This window comes from Mycoplana sp. ABR4_002 (genome assembly GCF_056159645.1).
The window spans coordinates 214,728-239,371 of record NZ_JBSWVO010000002.1 but is presented as its reverse complement, the minus strand read 5'-3'; the positions used below and the strand labels follow the sequence as shown (position 1 = coordinate 239,371).

Sequence of the window (24,644 nt, the reverse complement as noted above, 5' to 3'; positions counted from 1 at the left end):
GGTGGCCTTCCCGGCCATGGGCGCAAAACGCGGCGCCGAAGCGCGCCGACGCGCCGCCAAGAGGTCAATTCTGCCACATTTCGGCCAAGATTGGAGCCCCCAAGCGTTCCGCGCGCGCCATCCGCACCGCCAGCACTGGTTTCGATCCAGCACACCACGCCCCTGGCGCGTGCTCAAGCCCAGGACATGCACCGCCAAAGCCAACCTCATGCGTCCGGCGACCATTTTCTCAATCCGCGCAGGTCGGCCCGCTCATCGCAACCAATCCCATCCGCAGGCTCCCGGTCATCTGAACCCCGGGGAGGGTGACATTCTTACTTTGCAGGATCAGGACACTTTAACTTTGCGGCTACAATTAAAAGTCAGATAAGCATAATTATGGAACTATTTTGCATGTCCCGGAACAGCGCCCATTTTCCGGCGCGGCGGCGCGGGTCTTTCACGCCCGACATCACCGCGCGCCGAACAATTAAAGCGCCGCCAGGCTGACGGCCGGGACATAGGTGATCAGTGCCAGGTACAGGACGATCACGCCGAGGAGCGGCACCAGATACGGGATCATCCGATGCAGCGAGAATTTGGCGACCGCTCAGGCAACAAAGAGGTCGACCCTGTGATTGCCGATACGCCGATCTTCGCCGGATTCGCGGCCGATACGGGCGACGCCAACGTCCGCGCCTTCGTCAACACGGTCCGGCAGGCCCTTTCCGAGATGGACTATCTCAAGGCCGGGTAACCGGCAGGCATCATGACGGTCCGCTCGGGTCTCCGGCCGTGTCGAGCAGCGCCCTTGCGCGCTCGACCACCGGACGGTCGATCATCCTGCCGTCGAGTCGCACGACACCGCCTCCGGCGGACGCGGCTAACGCTACGATCCGGCGCGCCTGCGCAAGTTCGGCCGCCGACGGCGCAAAGCCGCCGTTCACGACGGCCACCTGCCGCGGGTGCAGGCAGAGCTTCGCGGCAAAGCCCAGATCCCGGACCCGCGCGACATCCGCTGCCAGTCCCGCCTCGTCCTCGAGATCGACGCTCACCCCGTCGACCGGCGGCGGCAGGCCGGCATGGCGCGACGCAATCGCGATCTGCAACCGCACCGGATCGAGCGTCGAGCCGGTACCGGGGATACGTGCATCCAACCCGAAATCGAGATTGCCGAAGGCGATGCGGCAGACGCCGGGGACGGCCGCCAGATCATGGATTTGCACGAGCCCCTCGACGCTTTCGACAAGCGCTATCAGTAGGCGGCCCGGCAGGCGGTGGGACAGCGCCGCCATCGTTGCGGTCGTCGCCTTCGGCACCATCGCGATAGCCTGCGGGAAGGCGGAAAGCACCTTGGTATCCGCCTCGAACCACGGCGTATCAACACCGTTGATGCGCAGCACCCCGGTACCGCCCTGTCGGAACCAGTCGACCGCAGCACCTCTGGCCCTATCCTTGTCGTCCGACCCGACGGCATCCTCCAGGTCGATGATGATGCTTCCGGCACCGGAAGCCGCAGCCTTGTTGAATCGGTCGGGGCGGTTGCCCGGCACGAAGAGATAGCTGGCAGGCAATGCCGGCCCCGATCCTGCCTTCCTTCCGTCGTCAAGCATCGAAGGTCGCCTCCGCCTGCATCGCCAGTTCGCCCTCCGGTCCGCACGCCCAGAGCGTCAGTCCGCCGCCCCTTTGCGACTGCGCCGCCTCAAGGCGGAACGGACGATCGACGAAAAGCGGCGCAATGGCCCGAAACGCAAACCGGCGGAGCAAGGCACCGGGCATCGTGCGCGACGCCAGACCGTGAAGGAGCGTGGCGATCAGCGGCCCGTGCACGACGAGGTCGCGGTAACCCTCGACCGACCGCGCATAGGACTGGTCGTAGTGGATGCGGTGGCCGTTCTGCGTCAGCGCGGAATAGCGGAAGAGCAGGACCGGGTCAGGCACGATCGTTTCAGACCAGCGTGCGTCGCCGGGCGCTTGTGCCGGCGGCGCTGCCTGCACGCTGCGATTTGCCGCCTCGCGGAAGACGAGGTCCTGTTCCTCCTCGATCGCGAGCGTCCCCCCGTCGAAAATGCGATGCCGTACGGTCACGAAGGCGAGGAAGCCGCTGTGGCCGGCCTTCCTGACGACATCCAGGATTTCGCTTTCGCGCGCCGCTTCGGCCCCGACCGGCAGCGGCGCGCGGTAAGTGAGGCGCCCGCCCGCCCACATGCGGCGCGGCAGGCCGAGGTCCGGCAGGAAGCCGCCGCGCCGGGGGTGGCCGTCCGGCCCGAGTTCGCTGCGACGGGCAACCGGATTGAAGAACATCCAGTGCCAGGCGGGCGGCAGCTGTGCCCCACCGCCCGGCACACCGTCGAGGTCGAGCGCTGCGGCAAGTGCCGCGACGCGATCGGCGAGGATCGTCGCCTGCCGTCGTTCCGTGCGGCCGACTGCTTCGCGGCCGTCAGAGGCTGCCTCAGAAGACATCGTTTGTCCTTTCTTCGCTGCCCGCGTGTCTATCGCGCCGTGCCGCCCTGCCAGTCCAGCAGCTCGAAAATGCGCCCGACATCCTTCGCCTCCTCCAGCGTCCAGACGAAGTCGAGGACCTGCCGCATCCGCGCCTCGTCGATCAGCCCCTCGGCGCAATCGCGGAACTTGCCCTCAAGCTCGCGATCGGACAGCGGGTTGTGCGGGCTGCCGCGATAGTTCTCGTCGGCCCAGCGCTCGAAATGGCGGCCGTCCTTCGTCGTCACCTCGATCTTCGAGCGGATGCGGTCCCAGCCCATGTCCTCGATCGACTGGTCGAAGGCGGTCTCGATCCGTCGCTGCATGTCCTGCGACGCTTGCGAGGAGACGAATTCATCCGTGAACTCCGCCTTGCCGGCGCGGCCCGCCAGGATGATCGCCGTCAGAAGGAAGGCGAAGGAGAATTTTCCCTCAAGCTCCGTCGTCGCGATCCGGAAGCGGATGGGGCCGAGCACGTTGCTGCCGGCCTTCAGCTTGACGGATTCGATGTCGTCTGCCGTCAACCCGTTTTCGCGCATCAGGAAGAGCATGGCATCCATGCTCGGATGGGTCAGCACGCCGGACGGATAGGGCTTGATCGACACGCCAGGGCTTGTCATCGTGTGCGGCCTGCCGAAGCGGTCGCGCACCAGCGCCGGCTCGCCGCCCGGCCCCGCGATCGCCAGGTAGCCCCAGCGCCCGTCGAGCGCCTCCGGATTGGCGGAGAGGCCGTGGCGGGCGAGCAGCGCCGCCGTCACGCCGTTTTCCGCCGCGCGGCCGACATGCATCGGCTTCGTCATCGTGCCGAAGCCGGCGCGGATGCCCGACGCCATCGAGGCGGCGAGGCCGAAAACCTGCGCAACGCCCGCCGCGTCGAGGCCGAGCATCTTGGCGGCGGCTGCCGCTGCGGCAAAGGTGCCGATGGTGCCGGAGGTGTGGAAGCCGCGCATGTAGTGGTCGGGATTGATCGCCTCGGCGACCTTGCAGCCCACTTCGAATCCCGCCGCAAAGGCCGTCAGGAACCGCTTGCCGTCGACAGGCCGGCCAGTCTCGGCCGCAACAAGGTCCGACATGGTCAGCGCGGCGATGAGCGGCGGTATGGTCGGATGCATCAGGAGGCCGTAGGGGCGGCCGGGACCTTCGGCAAGCTGCGTGTCGTCCCAGTCCATGGCGTGGCCGGCCGTTCCGCCCCAGAGCGCGGCGAGATGGGCCGGCACCCGGCTTGCCGCCCGACCGATCAGCCGGGTCTGCGGCGTGCCGCCGAGGCTGTCGACATAGGCGCCGAGCGGTTTCATGCCCGGCTGCTCGGAGCCGGCAAGTGCGACCGCGAGCCCGTCGAGCACGCAGCGCCGCGCGAGCCGCAGTGTCTCACTGTCGAGATCGGCATAGTCGAGACCGGCAACGAAGTCGGCGGCCGCCTTCGTGAGGCCAGAGAGATGGGCGTGCGGATCATCGCTCGCAGCGGATGTCTTCGGATGCTGGTTCACGGTCTTCCTCCCATCGCACAGATCAGCGCGTGTCGCATCGGCTCAGCCGAATTCCCGGCGGATCGCCGCGCCGTCGGCATCGACGGCCGGCACCGCGCCAAAGTCCGGCACGCTGCCCCGTCTGTGCGCCGGGGGAGCGGGGACGGCAATGGCGCCGCCGTCCGTCGAAACGTCGATCCGTCTCAGATGCGGATGTTCCGCCAGATCGAGCGGCGTGTTGACCATGGCATAGGCGATGCCCGCCCCATCGAGACGCTCGATCATCGCTTCGTGCGGCTGTGCGGCGAAGGCTGCCGCGATCAGCCCGTCCATCACCGGCCGGTTCTCGATCCGGCGGAAGGCATCGCAAAACCGTGGATCGGTCGCGAGTGCCGCGTCTCCCATGACGGTGGCGCAGAAGGCATGCCATTCGCGCTCGTTCTGGATGGAAATCAGCACGCCGCGGCCGTCGGCGCAGGAAAAGACGCCATAGGGCGCGATCGACGGATGGCGCAGGCCCATGCGCGGCGGGTTCCTGCCGGCACCCTCGGCCTGCAGCAGCGGCACCGCCATCCAGTCGGCCATGGCGTCGAACATCGCAACGTCGATGACCGCGCCCCGGCCTGTACTCCGCCTTTCGATCAGCGCCTCGAGGATCGCCGCATGGGCATACATGCCGGTGCCGATATCGCAGACCGAAATGCCGACGCGTGCGGCTTCCTCCGGCGTGCCTGTGACCGAGGCAAGCCCGCATTCCGCCTGGATCAGAAGGTCATAGGCCTTGCGGCCGCGGTGCGGCCCGTGGTCGCCATAGCCGGAGATATGGCACTGGATCAGCGCCGGATTGAGGCCTTCCAGCATGTCGACGCCAAGCCCGAGGCGCGTAACGGCGCCGGGTGCGAGATTTTCAACGAAGACGTCCGCCTTCGCCAGCATCGACTTCAGCACCGCCAGATCCTCTGCCTGCTTCAGGTCGAGCGCGATCGACTGCTTGCCGCGGTTCAGCCAGACGAAATAGGAGGACTGGCCCTTGGCCAGCCGGTCGTAGTTGCGCGCGAAATCGCCTTCCGGCCGCTCCACCTTGATGATCCGCGCGCCAGCATCCGCCAGCCGCGAGGTGCAGAAGGGCGCCGCCACGGCCTGTTCCAGTGAGACGACCAGCAATCCATCGAGCGCTCGGGCCATCCTCTAGGCCCTCAATAAGAACGGGGCATGCCGAGCACATGGTCGGACAGATAGGCGAGGATGAGGTTCGTCGAGATCGGCGCCACCTGGTAGAGCCGCGTCTCGCGGAACTTGCGCTCGACATCGTATTCCTCGGCAAAACCGAAGCCGCCATGGGTCTGAAGGCAGGTATCGGCCGCCTGCCACGAGGCTTCGGAGGCAAGCAGCTTCGCCATGTTGGCCTCCGGCCCGCAGGGTTCGCCCCGGTCGAAGCGCTCCGCCGCGCGATAGACCATCAGCTTTGCCGCCTCAGCCGCCGCATAGGCCCGGGCGATCGGGAATTGTACGCCCTGGTTCTGGCCGATCGGCCGGCCGAACACGACGCGTTCGTTGGCATAGCGCGACGATGTCCTTGTGAACCACGCCGCATCGCCGATGCATTCCGCCGCGATCAGGATACGCTCCGCATTCATGCCGTCGAGGATGTAGCTGAAGCCCTTGCCCTCTTCGCCGATCAGGCTGTCGGCAGGAATCTCCAGATTGTCGAAGAACACTTCCGTCGTCGCATGGTTCAGCATGGCGCGGATCTGCTTGATCGAAAGCCCGTTGCCAAGCGCCGTCTTCATGTCGACGAGAAAGACCGAGAGTCCGTCGCGCTTTTTCGCCACCTTGTCCTTCGCCGTCGTGCGGGCGAGCAGGATCATCAGGTCGGAATGCTCGGCCCGCGAGGTCCAGACCTTCTGGCCGTTGACGATATAGCGGTCGCCCCGCTTCTCCGCGAAGGTGCGGATCGATGTCGTATCGGTGCCGGCCGTCGGCTCGGTGACGCCGAAGGCCTGGAGCCTTGTCTCGCCGCTCGCGATCTTCGGCAGCCACAGCGTCTTCTGCGCCTCGCTGCCGTGACGCAGCAGCGTGCCCATCGTGTACATCTGCGCATGGAGGGCTGCCGCGTTGCAGCCCTGCGCATGAACCTCTTCCAGGATGTTGGCGGCGACCGTGATGCCCTGCCCGCTGCCGCCATAGTCCTCCGGCACCAGGACCCCGAGGAATCCGCCGTCCGTCATCGCGTTGACGAAGGCGGACGGATAGGCCTTCTCCCGGTCGAGCCCGCGCCAGTATTCCCCCGGAAAGCGGGCGCAAAGAGAGGCGATCGACTGGCGGATCTCGCGGATCGTGTCGGCGTCGACCATGACTGTCTATTCCTCGTTCATCGAATTTCCATACCCTTTCGCCGCTCAGGTGTTCGTCGCTTCGCGCATCGCCCTGATCAGCGCCGAATTCTGCTCGAAGCCGATGCCCGGCGCATCCGGCAGGCCGACACGGCCGTTTTCGATGCGGTTGCCGTCGGCAAAGCCGCAGAACGGCTTGAAGACCTCCGGATAGGATTCGTTGCCGCCGAGTTTCAGGCCGGCGGCGATGTTGAGCGAAAGCTGGTGCCCGCCATGGGGAATGCAGTTGCGGCTGGAAATGCCCTCCTGCCCGATCGCCTCCAGCGTGCGCAGATATTCGACAAGCCCGTAGGAGAGTGCACAGTCGAATTGCAGCCAGTCGCGATCCGGCCGGATGCCGCCGTAGCGCACGAGATTGCGTGCGTCCTGATGCGAGAAGAGGTTCTCACCGGTCGCCATCGACCCGGGATAGACCTTCGCGAGTTCGGCCTGGATATGATAGTCGAGCGGGTCGCCCGCTTCCTCGTACCAGAAGAGGTTGTAGGGCTTCATCGCCTCCGCATAGGCGAGCGCCGTTTCGAGATCGAAGCGGCCGTTCGCGTCGACGGCAAGATACTTGCCCTCGCCCACCACCTCCAGCACGGCCTCGATCCGCCGGATGTCCTTGTCGAGAGGCGCGCCGCCGATCTTCATCTTGACGACCTCGTAGCCCATGGCGCGATAGCGCCGCATCTCGTCCTGGAGCTGGTTGTCGTCCTTGCCCGGATAATAGTAGCCGCCGGCGGCATACACGAACACGGAATCGTCGTGGGTGCCGTCGCCATAGGTATCGGCCAGGTATTTGTAGAGCGGCACGCCGGCAATCTTGGCGACGGCATCCCAGACCGCCATGTCCACGACACCGACGGCGACCGAGCGCTCGCCATGACCGCCCGGTTTCTCGTTCACCATCATCGCCGCCCAGATCCTGTGCGGGTCAAGATTGTCGCCGGCATCGTTGATGAAGCTTTCCGGCTTCGCCTCACGCAGCCGCGGCAGGAAACGCTCGTTCAAGAGCCCGCTCGCCGCATAGCGGCCATTCGAGTTGAAGCCGTAGCCGATCACCGGCTTGCCATCCTTCACTTGGTCGGTGACGACGGCAACCACGCTTGCCGTCATCTTCGAAAAATCGATGAAGGCGTTGCGGATGGGCGAGGAGATCGAGACCACGGCCTCGCGGATATCGACGATATTCATGGGTCACTTGCCTTTCGGACTGGCCGCGAAGCGAACGAGCAGCGACGGCGCGATGATGTTGGTGAGGAAGGAGCGGGTGAACTGGAAACCGGCAACGATGGCGGCGGCGGCACCGAGCGCCTTGGCCGAGGCGATCATCTCGCCGAGCCCGCCGGGCGCAACGCCGAGCGCCAGCGAGACCGGCGCGACATCGACGAAAAGGCGGAGCACCGGCACGAAGCCGAAGATCATGATGAGGATGAGCCCGCCGCTGCAGAGGACGGCGGCAAGCGCCGCCCGCGGAACACGCGCGAAGTCCTCCTTCTTCAGCCGCGCGCCGAGCGAGAAGCCGATGAGCACCTGCGCGGTGACGATCAGCCACCAGGGCATCGTCGCGATGGCGACGTTCATCGACACCAGCATGATGCCGACCGCCATCGGCATGATGACCCAGGGATTGAGCACGCCGAGTCGCGAGGTCACCACCGACAGCACCAGACCGCCGGCGACGCAGGCGGCAAGCGCCAGGACGCTCGCCTGCGGATCGACGGCAGCAGCGACAGCGTTCCGGTCGACGCCGAAAAGGAAGGGAACGAGGACGACGATCATCACCACGCGCAGCGTATGCACGACCATCACGACGTCGGACTGCGCGCCGATCTCGCGCGCCAGTGACGCCATTTCCGACATGCCGGCCGGAAGTGTCGAGAGCAATGCGGTCTTGCGATCGACACGGGCGATCTTCTGCAGCGGGAAGGCGAGAGCCACGCCCAGCGCATTGGCGACTAAGGCGGCAGCGATCATTGCCGGCAGATAGGACCAGAGCTCGCCGAGAATGCCCGGCGTCAGGATCGCCGCCGTCGCAGCGCCGATGAGGAGCTGGCCGAGGCGGCGAGCATATTTTGTCTTGCCGCCGAGGCCGACGGTATTGGCATAGACGGCGCTGCCCGCCATCGCACCGAGAATCCAGGCGAGCTGAACGCCTGTCAGGGACAGGAGCCAACCAGCCACGGCCGAGGCGGCGATACCGCCGGCCAGCGTGAGGTTGGTCCCGATTGTCATGACAGGTAGGCGCCGCCGTTGACATGCAGCGTCTCGCCAGTGACGTAACGTCCGCGCGCGCCCGCCAGATAGGCGACCGCCTCGGCCACCTCCTCCGGCCGCCCGTGCCGGCCGACGAGGTTCTTGCGGTTGCCGTGGTGCTTTGGCGCCGCGCCGTCGTTGCTGATGCGAACCGTCTCGATGAGGCCCGGCGCGACGCAATTGACGGTGATGCCCTTCGGCGAGAGTTCGTGCGCCATTGCCTTGGTGAGTCCGACCACGCCGGCCTTGGCGGTGATGACATGCGCCCGGTGGGCGGCCCCCGTGTGTCCCGTCAGGCCGCCGAGATTGACGATCGCCGCCTGGTCGCTCTTCTCCAGATGCGCAAGCGCGGCCTGCGAGACGAGGAAGACGGCATCGAGCGCGACGCCCATCACCCTGCGCCAGTCGGCATAGGTAATCTCGGCGAACGCTGCTTCCGGCCGGATTGCGGCATTGTTGACGACGACGTCCAGACGGCCGAAGGCATCTGCCGCCTCGCGCACGACACGGGCTGCCGTATCCGGATCAGACAGGTCGCCGCCGACCACGGTCGCGCGTCGGCCGAGCGCCTCGACTGCGGCCACCGTCTCGCCGCCGGCCGACCGGTCGCTCGCCACATGCACGACGATATCGGCGCCCCGTCCGGCCAGCGCGACGGCGATGGCCCGGCCGATGTTGCGCGACGCGCCGGTGACGAGGGCGACGCGGTCCTGAAGATCGGTCTCGATCATTTCGCAAGCTCCTTAACTACATCATGTCCGCCCTTCATCGATGCGATGGCATCGCACGCCGCGAGCAGCGCCGCAGCATCGCCGTGGCCGCCGAAGGCGACGTTGGCGCGGAACTTCGCGTCGATCTCGGCCCGCGTCAGCGGCTCCTCGACGCCGCCGCGCATGTGGCCCTGCTCGGCCTCCTCGACGCGCCCGTCCGCGTACTCGATCCGGACATGGCCGGTGAAGGCGGCGGGATAGGGGTTGTCGGGGTCGACCTCGAAATCGACCAGCGCGCACAGTCGCAGCAGGTCCGGATCGCGGATCGCCTCTTCGGTGAAATCGCCGAGGTCGGCATGGCCGCGCACAAGGCCGAGCGCCACGCCGAAGGGGGTCGAGAACTTGGCGGCATAGGCGGTCGGCGGCCGGCGCTTCAACTCGATCGGCTCCCAGAGGCGGTGCACGATGCCTTCCGCCGTCTTGCAGACGATGCGCTTGATACCGTGGAGCGGCACATTCCTGGCCCGGAGCGTCATCGCAACATCGATATAGGGCTGCACCATCGTGCCGCAGGGGTAGGGCTTGAAGGTGATGCCATCCATCACGAAGGCCCGGCCGAGGCCGTCGAACAGCCGGTCGGTCTTCGGCTCGATCGACGGAGCAAAGGTCTTGAATGCGCCGTGGGTCCCCTCGAAGACGAGGCGCGGGCCGGCGAAACCGGCCTCCGCCATGGCGACGGCCCGAAGCGCCGATTGCGCCGACCAGCCGGGATGCATCCGCTTGGTCCAGCTTCCGTCGCCGAGATATTCGATGATGCCCGAGGCCATCGATCCGGCGATGCCGAGCGCGTCGACGATGACCTTCTCGGACGCGCCGCGCGCCACCGCGATGCCGAAGGTCGCGGCGAAGGTGCCGAGCACCGCCGTCGGATGAAAGCCGGCCTTGTGCACGGCCTTCGGCAGGGTCAGCGCCAGACGGCAGAGCAGTTCGGTGCCGACGGCGATGCCGAGCATGACCCGGTCATTGGTCAGATGATATTTCTGCGCGGCGGCAAGAAGTGCGGGAACGATGACAACGCCGGAATGCACCGGCCCGCCCTCGAACGTGTCGTCGAAATCCTCGCCATGCGCAGCCGTGCCGTTGACGAGCGCAGCGCTCGAAGGCGAGACCCGTTCGGTGTGGCCGACGATGATGTGATCGCCTGGCTCGGCGGCCGCCTTGGCGGCCGCGACATAGTCGGTCCCGCGCGCCGCGATGCAGAGGCCGACGATGTCGACCAGGATGTCACGGCTCTTGGCGCGCGTTGCCGCTGGCAGGTCGCCCGGCCCGAGTTCTGCGCCCCAGGCGGCAATGCGTTCGGAAACGGACGGGGTGTTCGGATCATTCGTCATGAATCAGCTTTCAGCGCTTTCGGAAAATGTCGAGGACGGGCGGTGGCGCACGAGGTCATGGATGCGCTTGGCGATCGATCCGCCAATGAAGACGAAGGCGAGGATCAGGAGGCAGAGCGAGATCCGGTCGTCGACGAAGATCATCCAGTCGTCACCGGAAAGCACCAGCGAACGGCGGAAATTGCTCTCCACCAGATAGCCAAGCACCAGGCCGAGCACGGTCGGCAGGAAGGGAAAGCGCAACATCCGCATGAAGAAGCCGAGCACGCCGGCGGCGATCATGATGCCGAGATCGAAGGCCTCGTTGTGGATCGAGTAGATGCCGGAGAGGATGAGCGCGAAGATGAAGGCGTTGAGATAGGGCCGCGGCCGGTTGACGAGCCAGATGCAGACCGGAAGCATCGCCATGCCGATGAGGAGCTGGCCGACGGCCGCCGTGAAGAGGCCGGCATAGAGACCGTAGACTACCTCGCCGGATTTCTGGAACAGCATCGGACCCGGCACGATACCGTGGATCAGGAAGCCGCCGAGCAGGATTGCGGTCGAATTGGAGCCCGGAATGCCGAAGGACAGGAGCGGCACCAGCGCCGTCTCGGCGACGGTGTTGTTGGCGGTCTCGGGAGCGGCGATACCCTCCGGCGAACCCTTGCCGAATTCCTCCGGACGGCGCGACCAGCGCCGCGCCTCGTTGTACGACATGAAGGAGGCGATGGTGCCGCCGGCGCCCGGCATGACGCCCTCGAACGTGCCGATGCCGTTGCCGATCAGCTGCGCCGGAATGAGCCTCTTGGCGAGCGGCCAGTCGGGAAACTGGATGCGTGGCCGGGACGTGACGCGTCCGTCGACGCCGCGCTTGGAAGCCTGCACAAGAAGCTCGCTCATGGCGAAGAGGCCCACCATGATCATCACCGGCTCGATGCCGCCCAGAAGTTCGGCCGAGCCGAAGGCGAAGCGTGTGCCGCCGGTGACGGGATCGCTGCCGATGGTGGCGATGATCAGCCCGAGGATCGCCGCGATCAGGCCCTTGACGAGGTTCTCGCCCGACAGCGTCGCGATGACCGAAAGGCCGAGGATACCGAGTGCGAAATAGGCCATCGGCGTGAAGGCGAGCGCCACCTGTGCCAGCGGTCCGGAGAGCGTTATCAGCATCGCGAGCCCGAAGAGGCTGCCGATCACGCCCGAATAGAGCGAGATGCCGAGCGCCAGCCCCGCCTTACCCTGCCGGTTCATCTCGTAGCCGTCGATGACGGTTGCCGCCGCCGCATTGGTACCGGGCGTTCGGATGAGGATCGCCGGAACCGAGCCGCCATATTCTGCGCCGATATAGGTGGAGGCGAGCAGCACGATCGCGCTCGTCGGATCGAGCGTGTAGGTGAAGGGCAGAAGCAGCGCCATGGTGATCGACGGCGAGATACCGGGCAGCGCACCGCCCATGATGCCCCAGGTGACGCCGATCAGCGCGGGAAGGATTACATGCCAGTCGAGCAGGAAGGCCGCGGTATGGGTGAGGGTTTCCATGGATCAGAACTCCGGGACTCAGAGGCCGAGGCCAGCAAGAACACCGGACGGCATGCGCACGCCCAGCACGATGACGAACATCACCCACAGGAAGACGGCGCCGAGCACCGCCACCGCAAGAACCCGCCCCCTGTTGCCGGCGCCGAGATACAGCGCACTGACGAGAAGCAGCACCGCGACAGAGAGCAGGTAGCCGAGGGTCTCGACGACGAAGATGTAGCCGATGCCGATGGCGAGCAGGCCGGCTGCGAAGGCGACCTTCCGGCCCTGCCCTTCCCATTCGCCCTTTTTCTCCGGCACCGCGCCGGCCGCGGCCAGGCGCCTGGCCAGCAGGGCCTGGATCGTCAGCACCGCCCCCAGACCGACCAGAAGCCAGCCGTAGATGCGCGGCAGTCCGCCCGGACCCATGCTGTCGTCCAGCGCACTGGTCCGCAACTGATAGGCGAAGTAGAGATAGACGGTACCGATTGCGATGGACGCGACACCGCCGACGAAGTCCCGGGTTAGCATGACAGCCTCACATGGAAGACGGGGCGTTCGGAAAACGCGGCTCTGGACTGGGGCGAAATACGGAGCGGCACGCGCAAATGCCGTGCCGCGTCCGATGGTGGATCGGCTATTCGATCACGCCGGTTTCCTTCAGGAAGGCTTCCGTTTCCTTGCCGAAGGTCTCGATGAACGCGACATAGTCGTCGTGGGCGATGAACTCGGCGCGCAGGTTGGCGCCCTCGTAGGTTTCCTTGTACTTCGGATCGGCCAGCACCTTCTGCGTCGCAGCCTCCCAGGCGGCGACGACGTCGTCCGGCAGACCCTTAGGTCCCGCAAGCCCACGGAACTTGCGTACGACGACATTATAGCCGGATTCCTCGACGGTCGGCAGGTCCGGGAATGCATCGAGGCGCTTGTCGCTGAAGGTGGCAAGGAGCCTGAGTTCGCCAGCCTCGATTTGCGACTGGATTTCCTGCACCTCGCCGACGCCGATCTGCAGCGTGCCGTTCAGCACGTTGATCATCATGTCGCCGCCGCCCTCATGGGTGACGACTGCCGCATTGACGCCGGCAGCCGCCTTCAATTGCTCCAGTGCCTGGCGCTCCAGCGATGCCGGGTTGGCCGCGCCCCACTGCCCGCGACCGTCACGCGCGAACTGGATGACGTCCTCCAGTGTCTTGAACTCGCTCTTTGCGGACGTGTAGATTACCTCCGGGTCGATGAAGAAATTCACCAGCGGCTCGAGGTCGGTGTATTTGTATTCCGGTTCGGAGAGCAGAGAGGTGTAGATGAAGGTTGGCGTCGTCGCATAGAAGATCGATCCGTCGGCCGGCGCCTGTGCAAGCTGCGCCATGGCCTTTGCGCCGGAGCCGCCGCTGACGTTCTCGACGATGACATTGGCGCCGAGATAGGGCGTGAGGTAGCGCGACAGCTCGCGCAGGAACACGTCGCTGCCGCCGCCGGGGCTCGAATGGGTGACCAGCGTCACCGTGTCAACCGGGTATTCCTGTGCGTGAACGGCCGTGCCCCCCGCCATGAGGGCGGCCGCGACGGCGGTGACGAGATGCAGCTTCTTCATCGGTGAAAACCTCCCAGATTTCGGCCGAACCTCCCGTTCGGCATTTATAAAACTCTTCGGGTTTGCGACACTCTCCGGCATGTAACGCGCAAGCCTATGCTCGCGTATTGTCAAGTGTCAACAATTTTATGACCGACGGGACCGACATCGGCTTGCCGGTCAGCCGAGGGCCACGCGCGTCTCGCGGAACGCGTCCTGATCAAGCGTCAGGCCAAGCCCCGGTCGGTCCGGAATGTCGATGAATCCGTCCTTCGGCTCCGGCGCGTCGGTGAACAGCGTCTCGCCGACGGCCACCATGCCGAGATGCCATTCGACGATCCAGCCGTTCATCATGCCGGCCAGGAGATGCATGTTGAACAGCGGCCAGCCGCCACCGTTGGCGATCGGCATGTTGTAGATCTGGGCGAGATGCGCGACCTTCCGCGCCTCGGTATAGCCGCCGCAATAGGTGACGTTCGGCTGCAGGATATCGAGCGACTGGTGCTCGACGAATTCGCGCATCCGCCAGCGGTGCCCCTCCATCTGGCCGGCGGCCAGAGGGATCTTGGTCGAGCGCCTCAGGTCGGCGAGCGCGCGCGCATCGTTCTGCGTCAGCGGCTCCTCGAACCAGGTGATGCCGCAATCCTCGATCTCGCGGCAGAGATAATTCGCCTCGACCGGGTTGAAGAGATAGTTGGCGTCGATCATCAAATCGATGTCGGGGCCGATCGCGTCGCGAATAGCCTTGACCCGCCGCGCATCCTCGCGCCAGCCGCCCTTGTCGACCGCAACGACCGATTTCAGCGCCCGGAAGCCTTTGGAAACATGAAGTTTCGCCGCCTCCCCGAGCAGATCGCGGTCATATTGCGGAAAGCCGAAAGTGACGTAGCAGGGCACCCGGTCGCGCGCACCGCCGAGCATCGCTGCGATCGAACGCCCCTCGGCCTTGCCAATGATGTCCCAGAGCGCGATGTCGAGGCAGGAGAGCGCCATCGAGATCGTGCCGCTCATGGCGCGCGGATTGAGCTTCTGCCAGACGCGCTGGTGGATCTTCTCCAGGTCGCGCACATCCATGCCCTTCACGCACGGAAGGATATGTTGCTCCAATGCGACGATGACGGCGCGGGAGAGGAAATGCCCTGTCAGTCCGTAGCCGACGATCCCCTCGTCTGTCTCCACCTGGCAGAAGACGAAATGGGTCTGCTCCTCGCGTCCGTAGCCCTGCACGCGTCCTTCGAGCAGCGGTATTTCGATCGAGAAGCCGTGCAGACTGGCCCTGATGTCCTGAATGATCATGGAAAGCGCCCTCCCTGCGCCGTGGAGCAAACGAGGCATTGTCTAGCGCATTTCATTATTGTAGACAATCTACAAAAAGGGAGGATTTGAGAATGAATGCAATCGAAATGCCGACTCTCACCCGAAACAGCTCGCTCATGGAAGGCTTCCGCCGCGAGACGGTCCGCACCTCAGGCGCGACGATCGAAGTCGCGGTCGCCGGCAACGGTCCGCCGCTCCTGCTGATCCATGGAAATCCGCTTACCCATGTCAGCTGGCACAAGATCGCGCCGACACTTGCGAAGACCTTCACCGTCATCGCGCCGGATCTGCGCGGCTATGGCGACAGTTCAAAGCCGGACGGCGGCGACGACCACGCGGCCTATACGTTCCGCGCCATGGGCGAGGACAATTTCGAGATCATGGACCATTTCGGTTTCGACCGCTTCCAGCTCGCCGGCCATGATCGCGGCGCGCGCGTCGGCTTTCGCATGGCGCTCGACCGGCCGGACCGGGTCGAGCGGCTCGCCGCCCTCGACATCGTGCCGACCCATCACGTCCTGACAAACGTCACGCTCGGCTGGGGGCTGGAAAGCTACCACTGGTTCTTCATGGCGCAGAAAGCGCCCTTCCCCGAGCGGCTGATCTGCGCCGATCTCGACTATTACATTCACTACAAGCTCAACAAGAAGGGCGTCGGGCTTGAGATCTTTACGCCGGAAGCGATGGCCGAGTATGTGCGCTGCACGACGCCGGAGCAGATTCACGCAGTCTGCGAGGACTACCGCGCGACAGTGACGCTGGACCTCGCCATGGACACGGCGGATTACGGCAACCAGCGGCTCGAATGCCCGGTCATGGTGATCTGGGGTACCAACAGCCACTGCGGGCGCCATTTCAAGCCGATCGAGGCCTGGGGAGAATGGGCGGACGACCTGCGCGGCTTCGGTATCCCGACCGGCCACTACCCGGCCGAACACCGCCCGGACATCGTCTATCCGCTGTTCTGGGATTTCTTCTCCGGCCGCGAACCGCATTGGGACGACGCACGATGACGGCGCGGATCATCCCGGTCACCGAGGCCCGCAAGCGCCTGCACGACGACGGCGAGATCGCACTGCTCGACGTGCGCGAGGCGGGGCAGTTCGGCGAGGCGCATCCGCTCTTCGCCACGCCCTGCCCCTATTCGCGACTTGAGATTCTCGCGCCCCGCCTCGTTCCCCGGCGGACGGCGCCGGCAATGCTCCTCGACGCCGGCGACGGCGTGGCGGAGCGAGCGGCGCGGCGTCTAGAGGCCATCGGCTACATGGATGTCAGCGTCGTCGCGGGTGGGATGAAAGCCTGGGTGGACGAGGGGTTTCCGGTCTACAAGGGCGTCAACGTGCCGTCGAAGATGCTCGGCGAACTGGCCGAGCACATCTGGCATCCCGCCATGCTAACCCCCGCGGCGCTTGCGGACTGGAAGGCCGAGGGGCGCGACTTCCGCTTCTTTGATGCCCGACCCGCCGAAGAATATGCCAAGATGCGCGTGCCGGGTGCCACCTGCCTGCCGAACGGCGAACTGGCCCATCGGCTGCCCGTCGCCGCCGGGCCCGATACACCGATCGTCATCACCTGCGCCGGCCGCACCCGCGGCATCATCGGCGCGATCGGGGTAACGCTATGCGGCCACCGGGGCCCTGTGCTGGCGCTGGAAAACGGCACGCAGGGCTGGGCCCTCGCTGGCCAGGCACTGGAGCGCGGCAATATCGCTGCGGCGTTTCCGGCGCTTTCGACTGCCGACGCCGGACACACCCGCACCGCCGCGCGATCGCTGATCGAGCGTTTCGGCATAGAGACCGTCGATGCCGCCGGTATCGGCGCATTCCTGTCGGATGACGAAACCACGACCTACCTGCTCGACGTGCGCTCCATCGAGGAAGCCGCGGCCGACCCCGTTCCCGGTGCGTGCCATGCGCTGTCGGGGCAACTCGTGCAGGCGACCGACCAATGGGTTGCCGTGCGCCATGCCCGGCTCGTGCTCTTCGACGACCTCGGGCTGCGGGCGGCGCTGGCCGCCTTCTGGCTGCGGCAACTGGGCTACCGCCCCTATGTAGCCGTCATCGACGAGGCGGTGCGACGGCGGCCGCACCGGGACGACGCCATGTCGTCGCCGTGGCCGTCGCCAGCCCTTTCGTCGCTGGGTCCCGAAGAGGCCCTCAGGCACGTGGCGAACAACACGGCGGCCTTCGTCGACCTGCGCGGATCGCTTGCCCATCGTGCCGGACATGTCGACGGCGCGACCTGGATGGTGCGCCCGCGCGCCAAGGCGATCGCCGGCGCGCTCGGAACGAAGACGGCGCTGCTGATCGCCGACGACCGGCCGGCGGCGGCACTGGCCGCCATGGACATGCGCGACTCGGGAATCGGCGATATCATGCTCGTCGATGGCGGCCACAAGGCCCTCGTCGAGGCCGGTGCCCCAATTGTCGCGACACCGGACACGCCGCGCGACAAAGACGCGATCGACCATCTCTTCTTCGTCCACGATCGCCACGACGGCAATCTGGAATCCTCGCGACGCTACCTCGCCTGGGAAACCGGCCTGATCGACCAGATGGACGAGATTGAGCGCGATGAATACCGGCTGGAACGGCCATGATACCAACCTGCAGGGACTTTGACCGCTTGCCCGGAGTGATTTTGGCCTGTGGTCAGGCGTAGACCGCGGCCGGCCCCTTGCAATCGGTCTTGTCGGCGCAACGCCTCGCGGAACAACCGGAAGGCCGGAACAGGTTTTCGCCTGGCCCAGAGGTGAAAGCCTGCTTCGGCGGAATGGCCCCGGATAGACGCGGCGCGCGTCAGTTCGGTTCCGGCGACAGCGCCGCCTCCCTTGCCCGGCGGCGCTTGGAGATCACCTGCAGCAGGATGGAGCCGAGCATCAGCGCGAAGATCACCAGCGCCCAGGGCCGCTCGAGCGCATAGTTGATGAAGTCGCCGCCGCTGATCTGGTTGGTCCTGAGCAGGTTCCCTTCCAGCAGGCTGCCGAGCAGCAGCCCGACGACGGCCGCCGCCACCGGGTAACCGTAGCGCACCATCGCCCAGCCGAGAACCGAGAACACCCAGAGCGTGATCGGTCCCGCAGAACTGCCCTCGATCGCATAGGCCCCGAAGGTCGAGACGACGAGGACGCTAGGGATCAGGAAACGCAGCGGCACACGCACGACGTAACCCGCCACGTAGACGAAACCGAGGCCAACGGCGAACAGCAGGATGGCCTGCGCGAAGTTGGAGAAGATGACCGCGTAGACGATATCCTTGTTATTGGCGATGAAGCTCGGTCCGCCGACGATGTTGTGCATCGCAAAGGCCGCAAGCAGGATCGCCGTCGCGCCGCCGCCGGGGATGCCGAGCGCCAGCATCGTCGCCATGGCGCCGCCCTCCGAGGAGGAGTTCGCCGCCTCGGCCGCAATGACGCCTTTCGGATTACCCTGCCCGAACGTATCGCCGTCTGAGGCGTTCCGCTTCGTCTCCGAGTAGGACAGCAGGTTGGAAATCGACGAACCGACGCCGGGAATCGAGCCGATGACGACACCGATCAGCGAGCCGCGGAAGATGATCGTCGGATAGCGAAAGGTCTGCCGCACGCCCTCGAGGATCTTGCCGAAGCTGATCTGGCGCGAACCCTCGTCCTCGATGAGATAGGTCGTGTTGATAAGACCGATCAACTGGCTGGCGGCCAGGAGACCCATCATGGCAGGGATCTGCGGTACTCCGTCCAGCAGCCACGGGATGCCCATCGTCCCCCGGACGAAACCGGCTGTATTCATGCCGACGGTTCCGAGCAGCACGCCGAAGGTGCCTGCCAGAAGGCCGCGGCTGATATGCGTGCCGGCGAGAGAGCCGAGCAGCAACATGCCCCAAACCGCGACGGCAAACATCTCGAGCGGCCCGAGCTTCAACACGACGCCGGAAATCGGCACGATCAGCAGGAAGAGCATGACGTAGCTGGCGAGGCAGCCGACGACGGACGAGGCGAGCGCCACGCCGAGCGCCTGGTTGTGCTGTCCCTTTCGCGCCATCGGATAGCCGTCGAACGTGGTGGCCACCGCAGAGGACGTGCCCGGAATGCCCATCAATACCGCCGGGACCGATCCGCCGAAGCCGGCGCCGGTATAAATCGCAGTCAGGAAGACGATGGCCGGCAGGAACTCCATGTAGAGCGTGGCCGGCAGGGCGAAGGCCATGGCCATCGTGATCGATATGCCGGGCATTGCGCCAAAGACGAGTCCGATCAGCAGGCCGGGAAGCAGGTAGAGCCAGGCGTTGACGTCTGAGGTCAACAGCGCAAAGGCTCCGGAGACAGAATTCAGCTCGATCACGGCGTCACACTCAAAGAATTGTCAACGGGAAGGGGAAAGGTGTGATGGTCCCGTATCCGTAGATCAGGAACACGGTGAAGAGCGCGCTGAACAGGAGATTGACCCACCAGCGCCTTTCTCCGCAGACGGCCAGGCCGACGACCATGAAGGCGAAGGTGGCGATGTCGAAGCCGACCACTTCCAGCGAAAAGGCAAGGCCGGCAAGTGCTGCGATCAGGATAAAGACGCGCAGCAGATCGCCCCGCGTCTCGCCCTTCGGCTCATCCTCGTCCGCGGCGTCGGCGCGCGGAAAGATGCCGGGCAGGACGAAGGCGGCGAGGATAAGCGCGAAGATCGCAGCCGGCTGCACGAGCAACAGGTTGTTCACCCGTAGAGAAACCCCGCGTGCGTCGAGAAGGTAGGCGACGACGACACCGACGATGACGGTCAGGAGTATGAGATGACCCCACACGACCTTTCGGCCTGAATTGGTGCTCATTGAAGTGCTCTCCATCGTCCGGGGAGCAGGCCATCATCGCCCGCCCCCCGGAACGTTTCCCGGCGGTTAGTTGCCTTTCAGCAGATCCAGATACTTCTCCATCACCGAAGCGGTGCGGGCGAGCATCTTGTTGGACTCCTCCGGGCCGTACCAGTCGGTGGCGAGTTGCTGGTTCTTCAGCGCCTCGATTGCCGCCGGGTTCTGGGACGCGGCTTCGATGGCGCTGGCCAAGGTCTTGAAGACCTCGGGATTTGAGGCCTGCATTGAGCCGTGCAGACCCCAGCCGCGCTGCGAACCGACCACGAAGTCGGCCTCGGCACCGAGAACGTCGGTCACGATTGCACCTTCCCAGTTGTCGCGCTTGCGCGTGTCGAAGGTGAGCAAGGGGCGGATCTGTTCGGCCAGCGGCAGGAAACCTTCGCCACCGACGAAACCGACGTCGACGACGCCGCCGGCGACGGCGTTGCGCGCCGGCCCGCCGCCGTCAAAGGTGACGACGCGCACGGCATTGGAGTCGATCCCGTTTGCCGCGCAAAGAATGCTGAAGTTGACGAGATCGGCCGATGCCGGCTGGAGGCCGACGGACAGGCTTCCCGGGTCTGCCTTCAGCCGGGAAATGGCCTCGTCGACCGACTTGATGTCGGAACCGGCATTGGTCGCCATCAGGGTGTAGTCCTGCGACGGCAGGTTGACCATGTAGAAGTCTTCGAGCTTGAACGCCGCATCCTGCGTCAGGATGTTGAGCGGCAGGTAGGGCGCTGCCGACGTGCACAGGATCGTATAGCCGTCGTCGGGTTGCTGCAGGAAGAACGTATGGCCGAGCAGCGCGCCAGCGCCGCCGCGGTTGATGATCGTCAGCGGCTGACCGAGCTTTTCCTGCAGGAACGGTGCGAAGGCCCGTGCCAGACGGTCATTGTAGCCGCCCGTATCGAACGGAACGACGACATTGATCGGACGATCCGGGTAGGCGCCCTGGGCGCGCAGGATCGACGGCGTGGCGAGCGCGGCAAAGGCAACGCCCCCGGCACCCGCCTTGAGAATGGTTCGGCGCGAAAAACTGGATGTCATGTCATTCTCCTCCAAAGCCTTCCGAGGCTCTTGCTCCCTTAGCCAGCCCGTCCTTGCCGGGATGACAGCCTCTCCCAAGGCATAGGCAAGGCTAGGAACGAATTAGTCAACTGTCAACAATATTTCCCCATGCCCGATTTTACTGGGCATCGAACGCCCAATTCACCACGACAGCGCCCGAAAACGCGTTCGTAAGATTGGCACCGCAGCGTAATCCCCGGGCAGTATCGCGGCCAATCACCAAAGTTGTTGACAATCGACAGATAACCACGTTTGTTGGCGACACCGGAGACGGAGCGCCTAACTGTGTCGGCCTGGACGTAAAGCCGGGTTCGGACCGGACGGCATCCGTTCGAAATGTCTAATGGGAGGACGACAATGACTGCAGCGACCAGGATTGAACCCGCCACCGCGACCTCTGGACTGACGCACGACGTCGCGCGGTTCGTTCACGCCACGAAGAGCGGTGATCTGCCGGCGGTCGTTGTCGAAAACGGCAAGAAGTCAATCCTTGACGGTATCGGCCTGGCGCTGTCCGGATCCGTCGCGACCTCCGGCGAATATGTCCGCCGGCATCTCGACGACATCGGCGCGGCCGATGGCACGGCAACCGTCATCGGCACGGATCGCAAGGTCGCACCGCGCTTCGCCGCTTTTGCAAATGGCGTGGGCATCCATGCCGATGACTATGACGATACGCAGCTGGCCGTCGCCAAGGACCGCGTCTACGGGCTACTGACCCACCCGACCGCGCCGGCCCTGCCCTCCGCCCTTGCCATGGGCGAGACGCTCGGCGCCAGCGGCGCGGACGTCATGCTTGCCTATCACATCGGCGTCGAGGTGGAATGCAAGATCGCGGAAGCCATCAACCCGCGCCACTACCAGACCGGATTTCACGCGACCGCCACCTGCGGCACCTATGCCTCGGCCGCCGCGGCAGGCCGCCTGATGGGCCTCGATGTCGAGCAGCTGCTGCGCGCGCTGTCGATCGCCGGCAGCCAGTCCGCCGGCCTGCGCGAGAACTTCGGCACGATGACAAAGCCCTTCCATGCCGGCCGCTCCTCGGAGAGCGGGATCGCGGCCGCGCAGTTCGCCTCCTACGGCTGGACGGCCGCGCCGACGATCCTTGAAGCCCCCCGCGGCTTCTTCTCCGCCGCCGGCGGCGGCTACGACGAGAACGCCATCCGCGGCAAGCTCGGCAATCCCTGGACATTCGAAAGCCCCGGCGTCTCGATCAAGCCACATCCGTCGGGCTCGCTGACCCATCCCGGGATGACCGAGATGCTCCGTCTCATCAAGGAGAACGGTATCGAGGCGTCGCAGGTCGAGCATGTGCGGATCGGCACCAACCACAACATGCCCAACGCCCTCATCCACCACCGGCCGCAAAACGAGCTGCAGGCGAAGTTCTCCATGCAGTTCTGCATGGCGATCCTGCTGATCGAGGGCCGTGCCGGCCTCAACGAATTCACCGACGAAGTGGTGCTGCGCGACGACGTCAAGGCGATGATCTCCAAGGTCGATTTCGTCGTCGACGAGCGCGCGGAAGCCGCCGGCTACCATCTGATGACGACCTATATCGACATCCGCCTGAAGGATGGCCGCACCATCTCCGGCATGGCCGATTTCGGCAAGGGTAGCCCCGCCAATCCGATGAGCTACGACGAAGTGGCGACGAAGTTTCTCGAATGCGCCGAGTTCGCCCGCTGGGACATGGGCAAGGCGCGCGAGGTCGTCGGCATGGTGGCGCAGTTCGAGCAGCTTCCGGACATCCGGAAACTGATGGCGCTGGTCAGCAACTGACGCAACGGTCCGGATTACCGCGATGGATGACAAGCCGCGATCAGCAACGCCCGTGGCGGCGGGCAAGCGACCGGATGCGCAAGCGCCGTATTGCCAGTCGCGCTGGTGGCTGACGCTTGGCCTGACCTATGCCATCGCATCGGCAGCGGGTTTCGCGGCGAATGCCGTCAACATGCCGCTGCCCTTCATGCTCGGCCCGTTCTTCGTCATGGCCGCGCTCTCGATCTTCGGCTTTCGCTCGGTGCTCGTGCCGATGGGCCGGGAATTCGGCCAGGTCGCGATCGGCGTGGCGGTCGGCATGCGCTTCACGCCGGCCGTGCTTGCCACCATGACCGGCCTCCTGCCGGTCATGGTGCTCGGCACGCTCTATGTTGTCGTCTTCACCATGGCGGCGGCGTTCCTGTTCAAGCCCCTGGCCAGAGTGGACGACGTCACCGCCTTCTTTGCAACCGCGGCCGGCGGCGTCGCCGACATGGCGACGGTGGCCAAGGACTATGGCGGGGCGGCCGGTTCGGTCGCCGTGGTACATGCGATGCGCGTTTCCGGCGTCGTCGCAATCGTGCCTTTCCTGGTGGTTCTGTTTGGCGAACCGGGCAATGCGCCGGATGCCGCCGCCGTCGGTTCGCACTGGCTGCTGGTGATCGTCTCGCTTGCGCTCGGTTACCTGATGGCGCGGCTCCTGAAGCCGACGCCGCTGCCCAATCCCTGGCTGGTCGGACCGATCTTCATGGGCATCATCATCGGCGTGCTCGACCTCTATTCGGTGACGATCCCGTCGGTGCTGATCAATATCGCGCAGATCATGCTCGGGACCTGGCTCGGCTGCCAATTCAAGCGTGAGCTGCTGGCGGCGTTGCCGCGCGTGACCTTCGCGGCGCTCGTCATCTCGCTCTTCATGATCGGCTGCGCGGCAGCCGGCGCCATCGTTCTTTCGATGGCGACAGGCCTTCCCTATCCGACAAGCTTCCTTTCGCTGGCGCCGGCGGCCGTCACGGAAATGGTCGTGACCGCACAAGTCATGCACCTCGAGGCGGAGGTCGTCACCGCCTTCCACGTCATGCGCATTGCCGTCGTCTCCTCGACGGTGTTGCTCGTCTTCAAATTCTATCTTCGGCTGAGGGGAGGCACCATTGGACCTCGGACTTAAGGGACGCCGCGCGCTGATCGTCGGCGGCAGCTACGGTATCGGCAAGGCCTCAGCCGCCATCATGGGCGCGGAAGGCGCCGACGTGCTGATCGCCTCGCGCAACGCGGAGAATCTAGCGGAGGCCGCCGACGGCATTGCCGCAACCGGCGCCGGCCGGCCTGCGACCCTTGTCTGCGACGTCACGCAGGCGAGCGCAGGCGGCACGCTTGCCGCTGCGGTCGACAATCGCTGGGGTGCGCTCGACCTGCTCGTCACCGCTGTCGGCGGCAGCATCCGCTCCTCCTTCGAGGACCTGACGGACGACGACTGGCTCGGCAACTACACCTTCAACATCCTGTCGACCGTTCGCGCCATTCGCGCGCTGCTGCCGGCGCTGGAAAGGGGCGACAATCCCGCGATTGTGACACTGGGAGCCGCGGCCTCCAAGATGCCTTACCAGCACCAGATCGTCTCGAACGTGCACAAGGCCGGCCTGCTCGGCCTGACCAAGACGCTCGCCGCCGAGCTGGCCGACCGCGGGATCCGTATCAACTGCGTGGCGCCCGGCCGCACGCTGACGCCGCTGTGGACGAAGCGGGCCGACAAGATGGCCGGCGAACAGGGCCGAACGCGCGACGACATCCTCGGCGATTTTTCGAAGGACATTCCGCTCGGCCGCTTCGCGGACCCGGACGAGGTGGCGACGATGGTGGTGTGGCTTGCAAGCCCGCGCGCCAGCTACGTCACCGGCCAGACAGTCAACGTGGACGGCGGCATTGCCCGCGGTCTTCTGTAAGTTACAAGGAGAATG

22 protein-coding genes are annotated in these 24,644 nt (G+C 65.5%); 6 read left to right on the top strand and 16 right to left on the bottom strand.

The features are described 5' to 3' along the window. Positions 1–565: 565 nt before the first annotated feature. On the top strand, positions 566–736 hold the full coding sequence (locus tag ACXAGF_RS21380; RefSeq protein ID WP_475019557.1) for a hypothetical protein: 171 nt from the start codon (positions 566–568) through the stop codon (positions 734–736). A 10-nt stretch (positions 737–746) separates the two neighbouring features. Here the strand turns inward: ACXAGF_RS21380 and ACXAGF_RS21375 are convergent, their stop codons facing one another. The 13 genes from ACXAGF_RS21375 to ACXAGF_RS21315 all read right to left on the bottom strand — a co-directional run bounded on the left by ACXAGF_RS21375 (position 747) and on the right by ACXAGF_RS21315 (position 15,018). Then, the gene (locus tag ACXAGF_RS21375) at positions 747–1,592 is read right to left on the bottom strand and encodes an HpcH/HpaI aldolase/citrate lyase family protein (protein ID WP_475019556.1); all 846 of its coding nucleotides are present in this window, start codon (positions 1,590–1,592) and stop codon (positions 747–749) included. After that, entirely contained in the window at positions 1,585–2,442 is an 858-nt protein-coding gene (locus tag ACXAGF_RS21370; RefSeq protein WP_475019555.1) for an HTD2 family dehydratase, read from the bottom strand. The genes ACXAGF_RS21375 and ACXAGF_RS21370 overlap by 8 nt, the downstream gene beginning before the upstream one ends. 29 nt (positions 2,443–2,471) lie before the next feature. Next, positions 2,472–3,947, bottom strand: coding sequence for an MmgE/PrpD family protein (locus ACXAGF_RS21365; protein WP_475019554.1), 1,476 nt, complete (start codon positions 3,945–3,947; stop codon positions 2,472–2,474). A gap of 42 nt (positions 3,948–3,989) precedes the next feature. Further along, positions 3,990–5,111 carry a CaiB/BaiF CoA transferase family protein gene (locus ACXAGF_RS21360; RefSeq protein ID WP_475019553.1) on the bottom strand — a complete coding sequence of 374 codons (1,122 nt, stop codon included), beginning with the start codon at positions 5,109–5,111 and terminating at the stop codon, positions 3,990–3,992. A gap of 11 nt (positions 5,112–5,122) precedes the next feature. After that, the gene (locus ACXAGF_RS21355; RefSeq protein WP_475019552.1) at positions 5,123–6,280 is read right to left on the bottom strand and encodes an acyl-CoA dehydrogenase family protein; all 1,158 of its coding nucleotides are present in this window, start codon (positions 6,278–6,280) and stop codon (positions 5,123–5,125) included. Between the two features lie 45 nt (positions 6,281–6,325). Further along, positions 6,326–7,495 carry a mandelate racemase/muconate lactonizing enzyme family protein gene (locus tag ACXAGF_RS21350; RefSeq protein WP_475019551.1) on the bottom strand — a complete coding sequence of 390 codons (1,170 nt, stop codon included), beginning with the start codon at positions 7,493–7,495 and terminating at the stop codon, positions 6,326–6,328. Between the two features lie 3 nt (positions 7,496–7,498). Then, positions 7,499–8,536, bottom strand: coding sequence for an AbrB family transcriptional regulator (locus ACXAGF_RS21345; RefSeq protein ID WP_475019550.1), 1,038 nt, complete (start codon positions 8,534–8,536; stop codon positions 7,499–7,501). Beyond that, on the bottom strand, positions 8,533–9,288 hold the full coding sequence (locus ACXAGF_RS21340) for an SDR family oxidoreductase (protein WP_475019549.1): 756 nt from the start codon (positions 9,286–9,288) through the stop codon (positions 8,533–8,535). Before ACXAGF_RS21340 ends, ACXAGF_RS21345 begins: the two co-directional genes overlap by 4 nt. After that, on the bottom strand, positions 9,285–10,658 hold the full coding sequence (locus ACXAGF_RS21335) for an MmgE/PrpD family protein (protein WP_475019548.1): 1,374 nt from the start codon (positions 10,656–10,658) through the stop codon (positions 9,285–9,287). Before ACXAGF_RS21335 ends, ACXAGF_RS21340 begins: the two co-directional genes overlap by 4 nt. Positions 10,659–10,661: 3 nt before the next feature. After that, complete coding sequence (locus ACXAGF_RS21330) at positions 10,662–12,176, bottom strand: tripartite tricarboxylate transporter permease (protein WP_475019547.1); 1,515 nt, start codon at positions 12,174–12,176, stop codon at positions 10,662–10,664. Between the two features lie 18 nt (positions 12,177–12,194). Continuing rightward, positions 12,195–12,686: a tripartite tricarboxylate transporter TctB family protein gene (locus ACXAGF_RS21325; RefSeq protein WP_475019546.1), complete on the bottom strand. Its 492-nt coding sequence runs from the start codon at positions 12,684–12,686 to the stop codon at positions 12,195–12,197. A 106-nt stretch (positions 12,687–12,792) separates the two neighbouring features. Further along, on the bottom strand, positions 12,793–13,743 hold the full coding sequence (locus ACXAGF_RS21320) for a Bug family tripartite tricarboxylate transporter substrate binding protein (RefSeq protein ID WP_475019545.1): 951 nt from the start codon (positions 13,741–13,743) through the stop codon (positions 12,793–12,795). A gap of 159 nt (positions 13,744–13,902) precedes the next feature. After that, entirely contained in the window at positions 13,903–15,018 is a 1,116-nt protein-coding gene (locus ACXAGF_RS21315) for a mandelate racemase/muconate lactonizing enzyme family protein (RefSeq protein WP_475019544.1), read from the bottom strand. Positions 15,019–15,110: 92 nt separating this feature from the next. On the opposite strand from ACXAGF_RS21315, the gene ACXAGF_RS21310 reads away from it, so the two are divergent. Together ACXAGF_RS21310 and ACXAGF_RS21305 are read left to right on the top strand one after the other, a co-directional pair. Continuing rightward, positions 15,111–16,052, top strand: coding sequence for an alpha/beta fold hydrolase (locus ACXAGF_RS21310; protein WP_475019543.1), 942 nt, complete (start codon positions 15,111–15,113; stop codon positions 16,050–16,052). After that, a complete protein-coding gene (locus ACXAGF_RS21305; protein ID WP_475019542.1) occupies positions 16,049–17,638 on the top strand; it encodes a rhodanese-like domain-containing protein in 1,590 nt (529 codons plus the stop codon). Before ACXAGF_RS21310 ends, ACXAGF_RS21305 begins: the two co-directional genes overlap by 4 nt. Positions 17,639–17,837: 199 nt before the next feature. On the opposite strand, the gene ACXAGF_RS21300 is transcribed toward ACXAGF_RS21305, so the two are convergent. From ACXAGF_RS21300 to ACXAGF_RS21290, 3 genes are all read right to left on the bottom strand, one after another. Beyond that, complete coding sequence (locus ACXAGF_RS21300) at positions 17,838–19,358, bottom strand: tripartite tricarboxylate transporter permease (protein ID WP_475019541.1); 1,521 nt, start codon at positions 19,356–19,358, stop codon at positions 17,838–17,840. A gap of 10 nt (positions 19,359–19,368) precedes the next feature. Continuing rightward, complete coding sequence (locus ACXAGF_RS21295) at positions 19,369–19,836, bottom strand: tripartite tricarboxylate transporter TctB family protein (protein WP_475019540.1); 468 nt, start codon at positions 19,834–19,836, stop codon at positions 19,369–19,371. Positions 19,837–19,902: 66 nt separating this feature from the next. Next, a complete protein-coding gene (locus ACXAGF_RS21290) occupies positions 19,903–20,904 on the bottom strand; it encodes a tripartite tricarboxylate transporter substrate-binding protein (protein WP_475019539.1) in 1,002 nt (333 codons plus the stop codon). Between the two features lie 378 nt (positions 20,905–21,282). On the opposite strand from ACXAGF_RS21290, the gene ACXAGF_RS21285 reads away from it, so the two are divergent. The 3 genes from ACXAGF_RS21285 to ACXAGF_RS21275 are packed head-to-tail and all read left to right on the top strand — an operon-like array spanning position 21,283 to position 24,629. Continuing rightward, positions 21,283–22,707 (top strand): MmgE/PrpD family protein, encoded by a 1,425-nt coding sequence (locus ACXAGF_RS21285; protein WP_475019538.1) that lies wholly within the window; start codon positions 21,283–21,285, stop codon positions 22,705–22,707. Positions 22,708–22,729: 22 nt separating this feature from the next. Further along, positions 22,730–23,854, top strand: a complete 1,125-nt coding sequence (locus tag ACXAGF_RS21280; RefSeq protein ID WP_475019537.1) for an AbrB family transcriptional regulator — start codon at positions 22,730–22,732, stop codon at positions 23,852–23,854. Next, the gene (locus ACXAGF_RS21275) at positions 23,838–24,629 is read left to right on the top strand and encodes an SDR family NAD(P)-dependent oxidoreductase (protein WP_475019536.1); all 792 of its coding nucleotides are present in this window, start codon (positions 23,838–23,840) and stop codon (positions 24,627–24,629) included. Before ACXAGF_RS21280 ends, ACXAGF_RS21275 begins: the two co-directional genes overlap by 17 nt. The last annotated feature ends 15 nt before the right edge of the window (positions 24,630–24,644 follow it).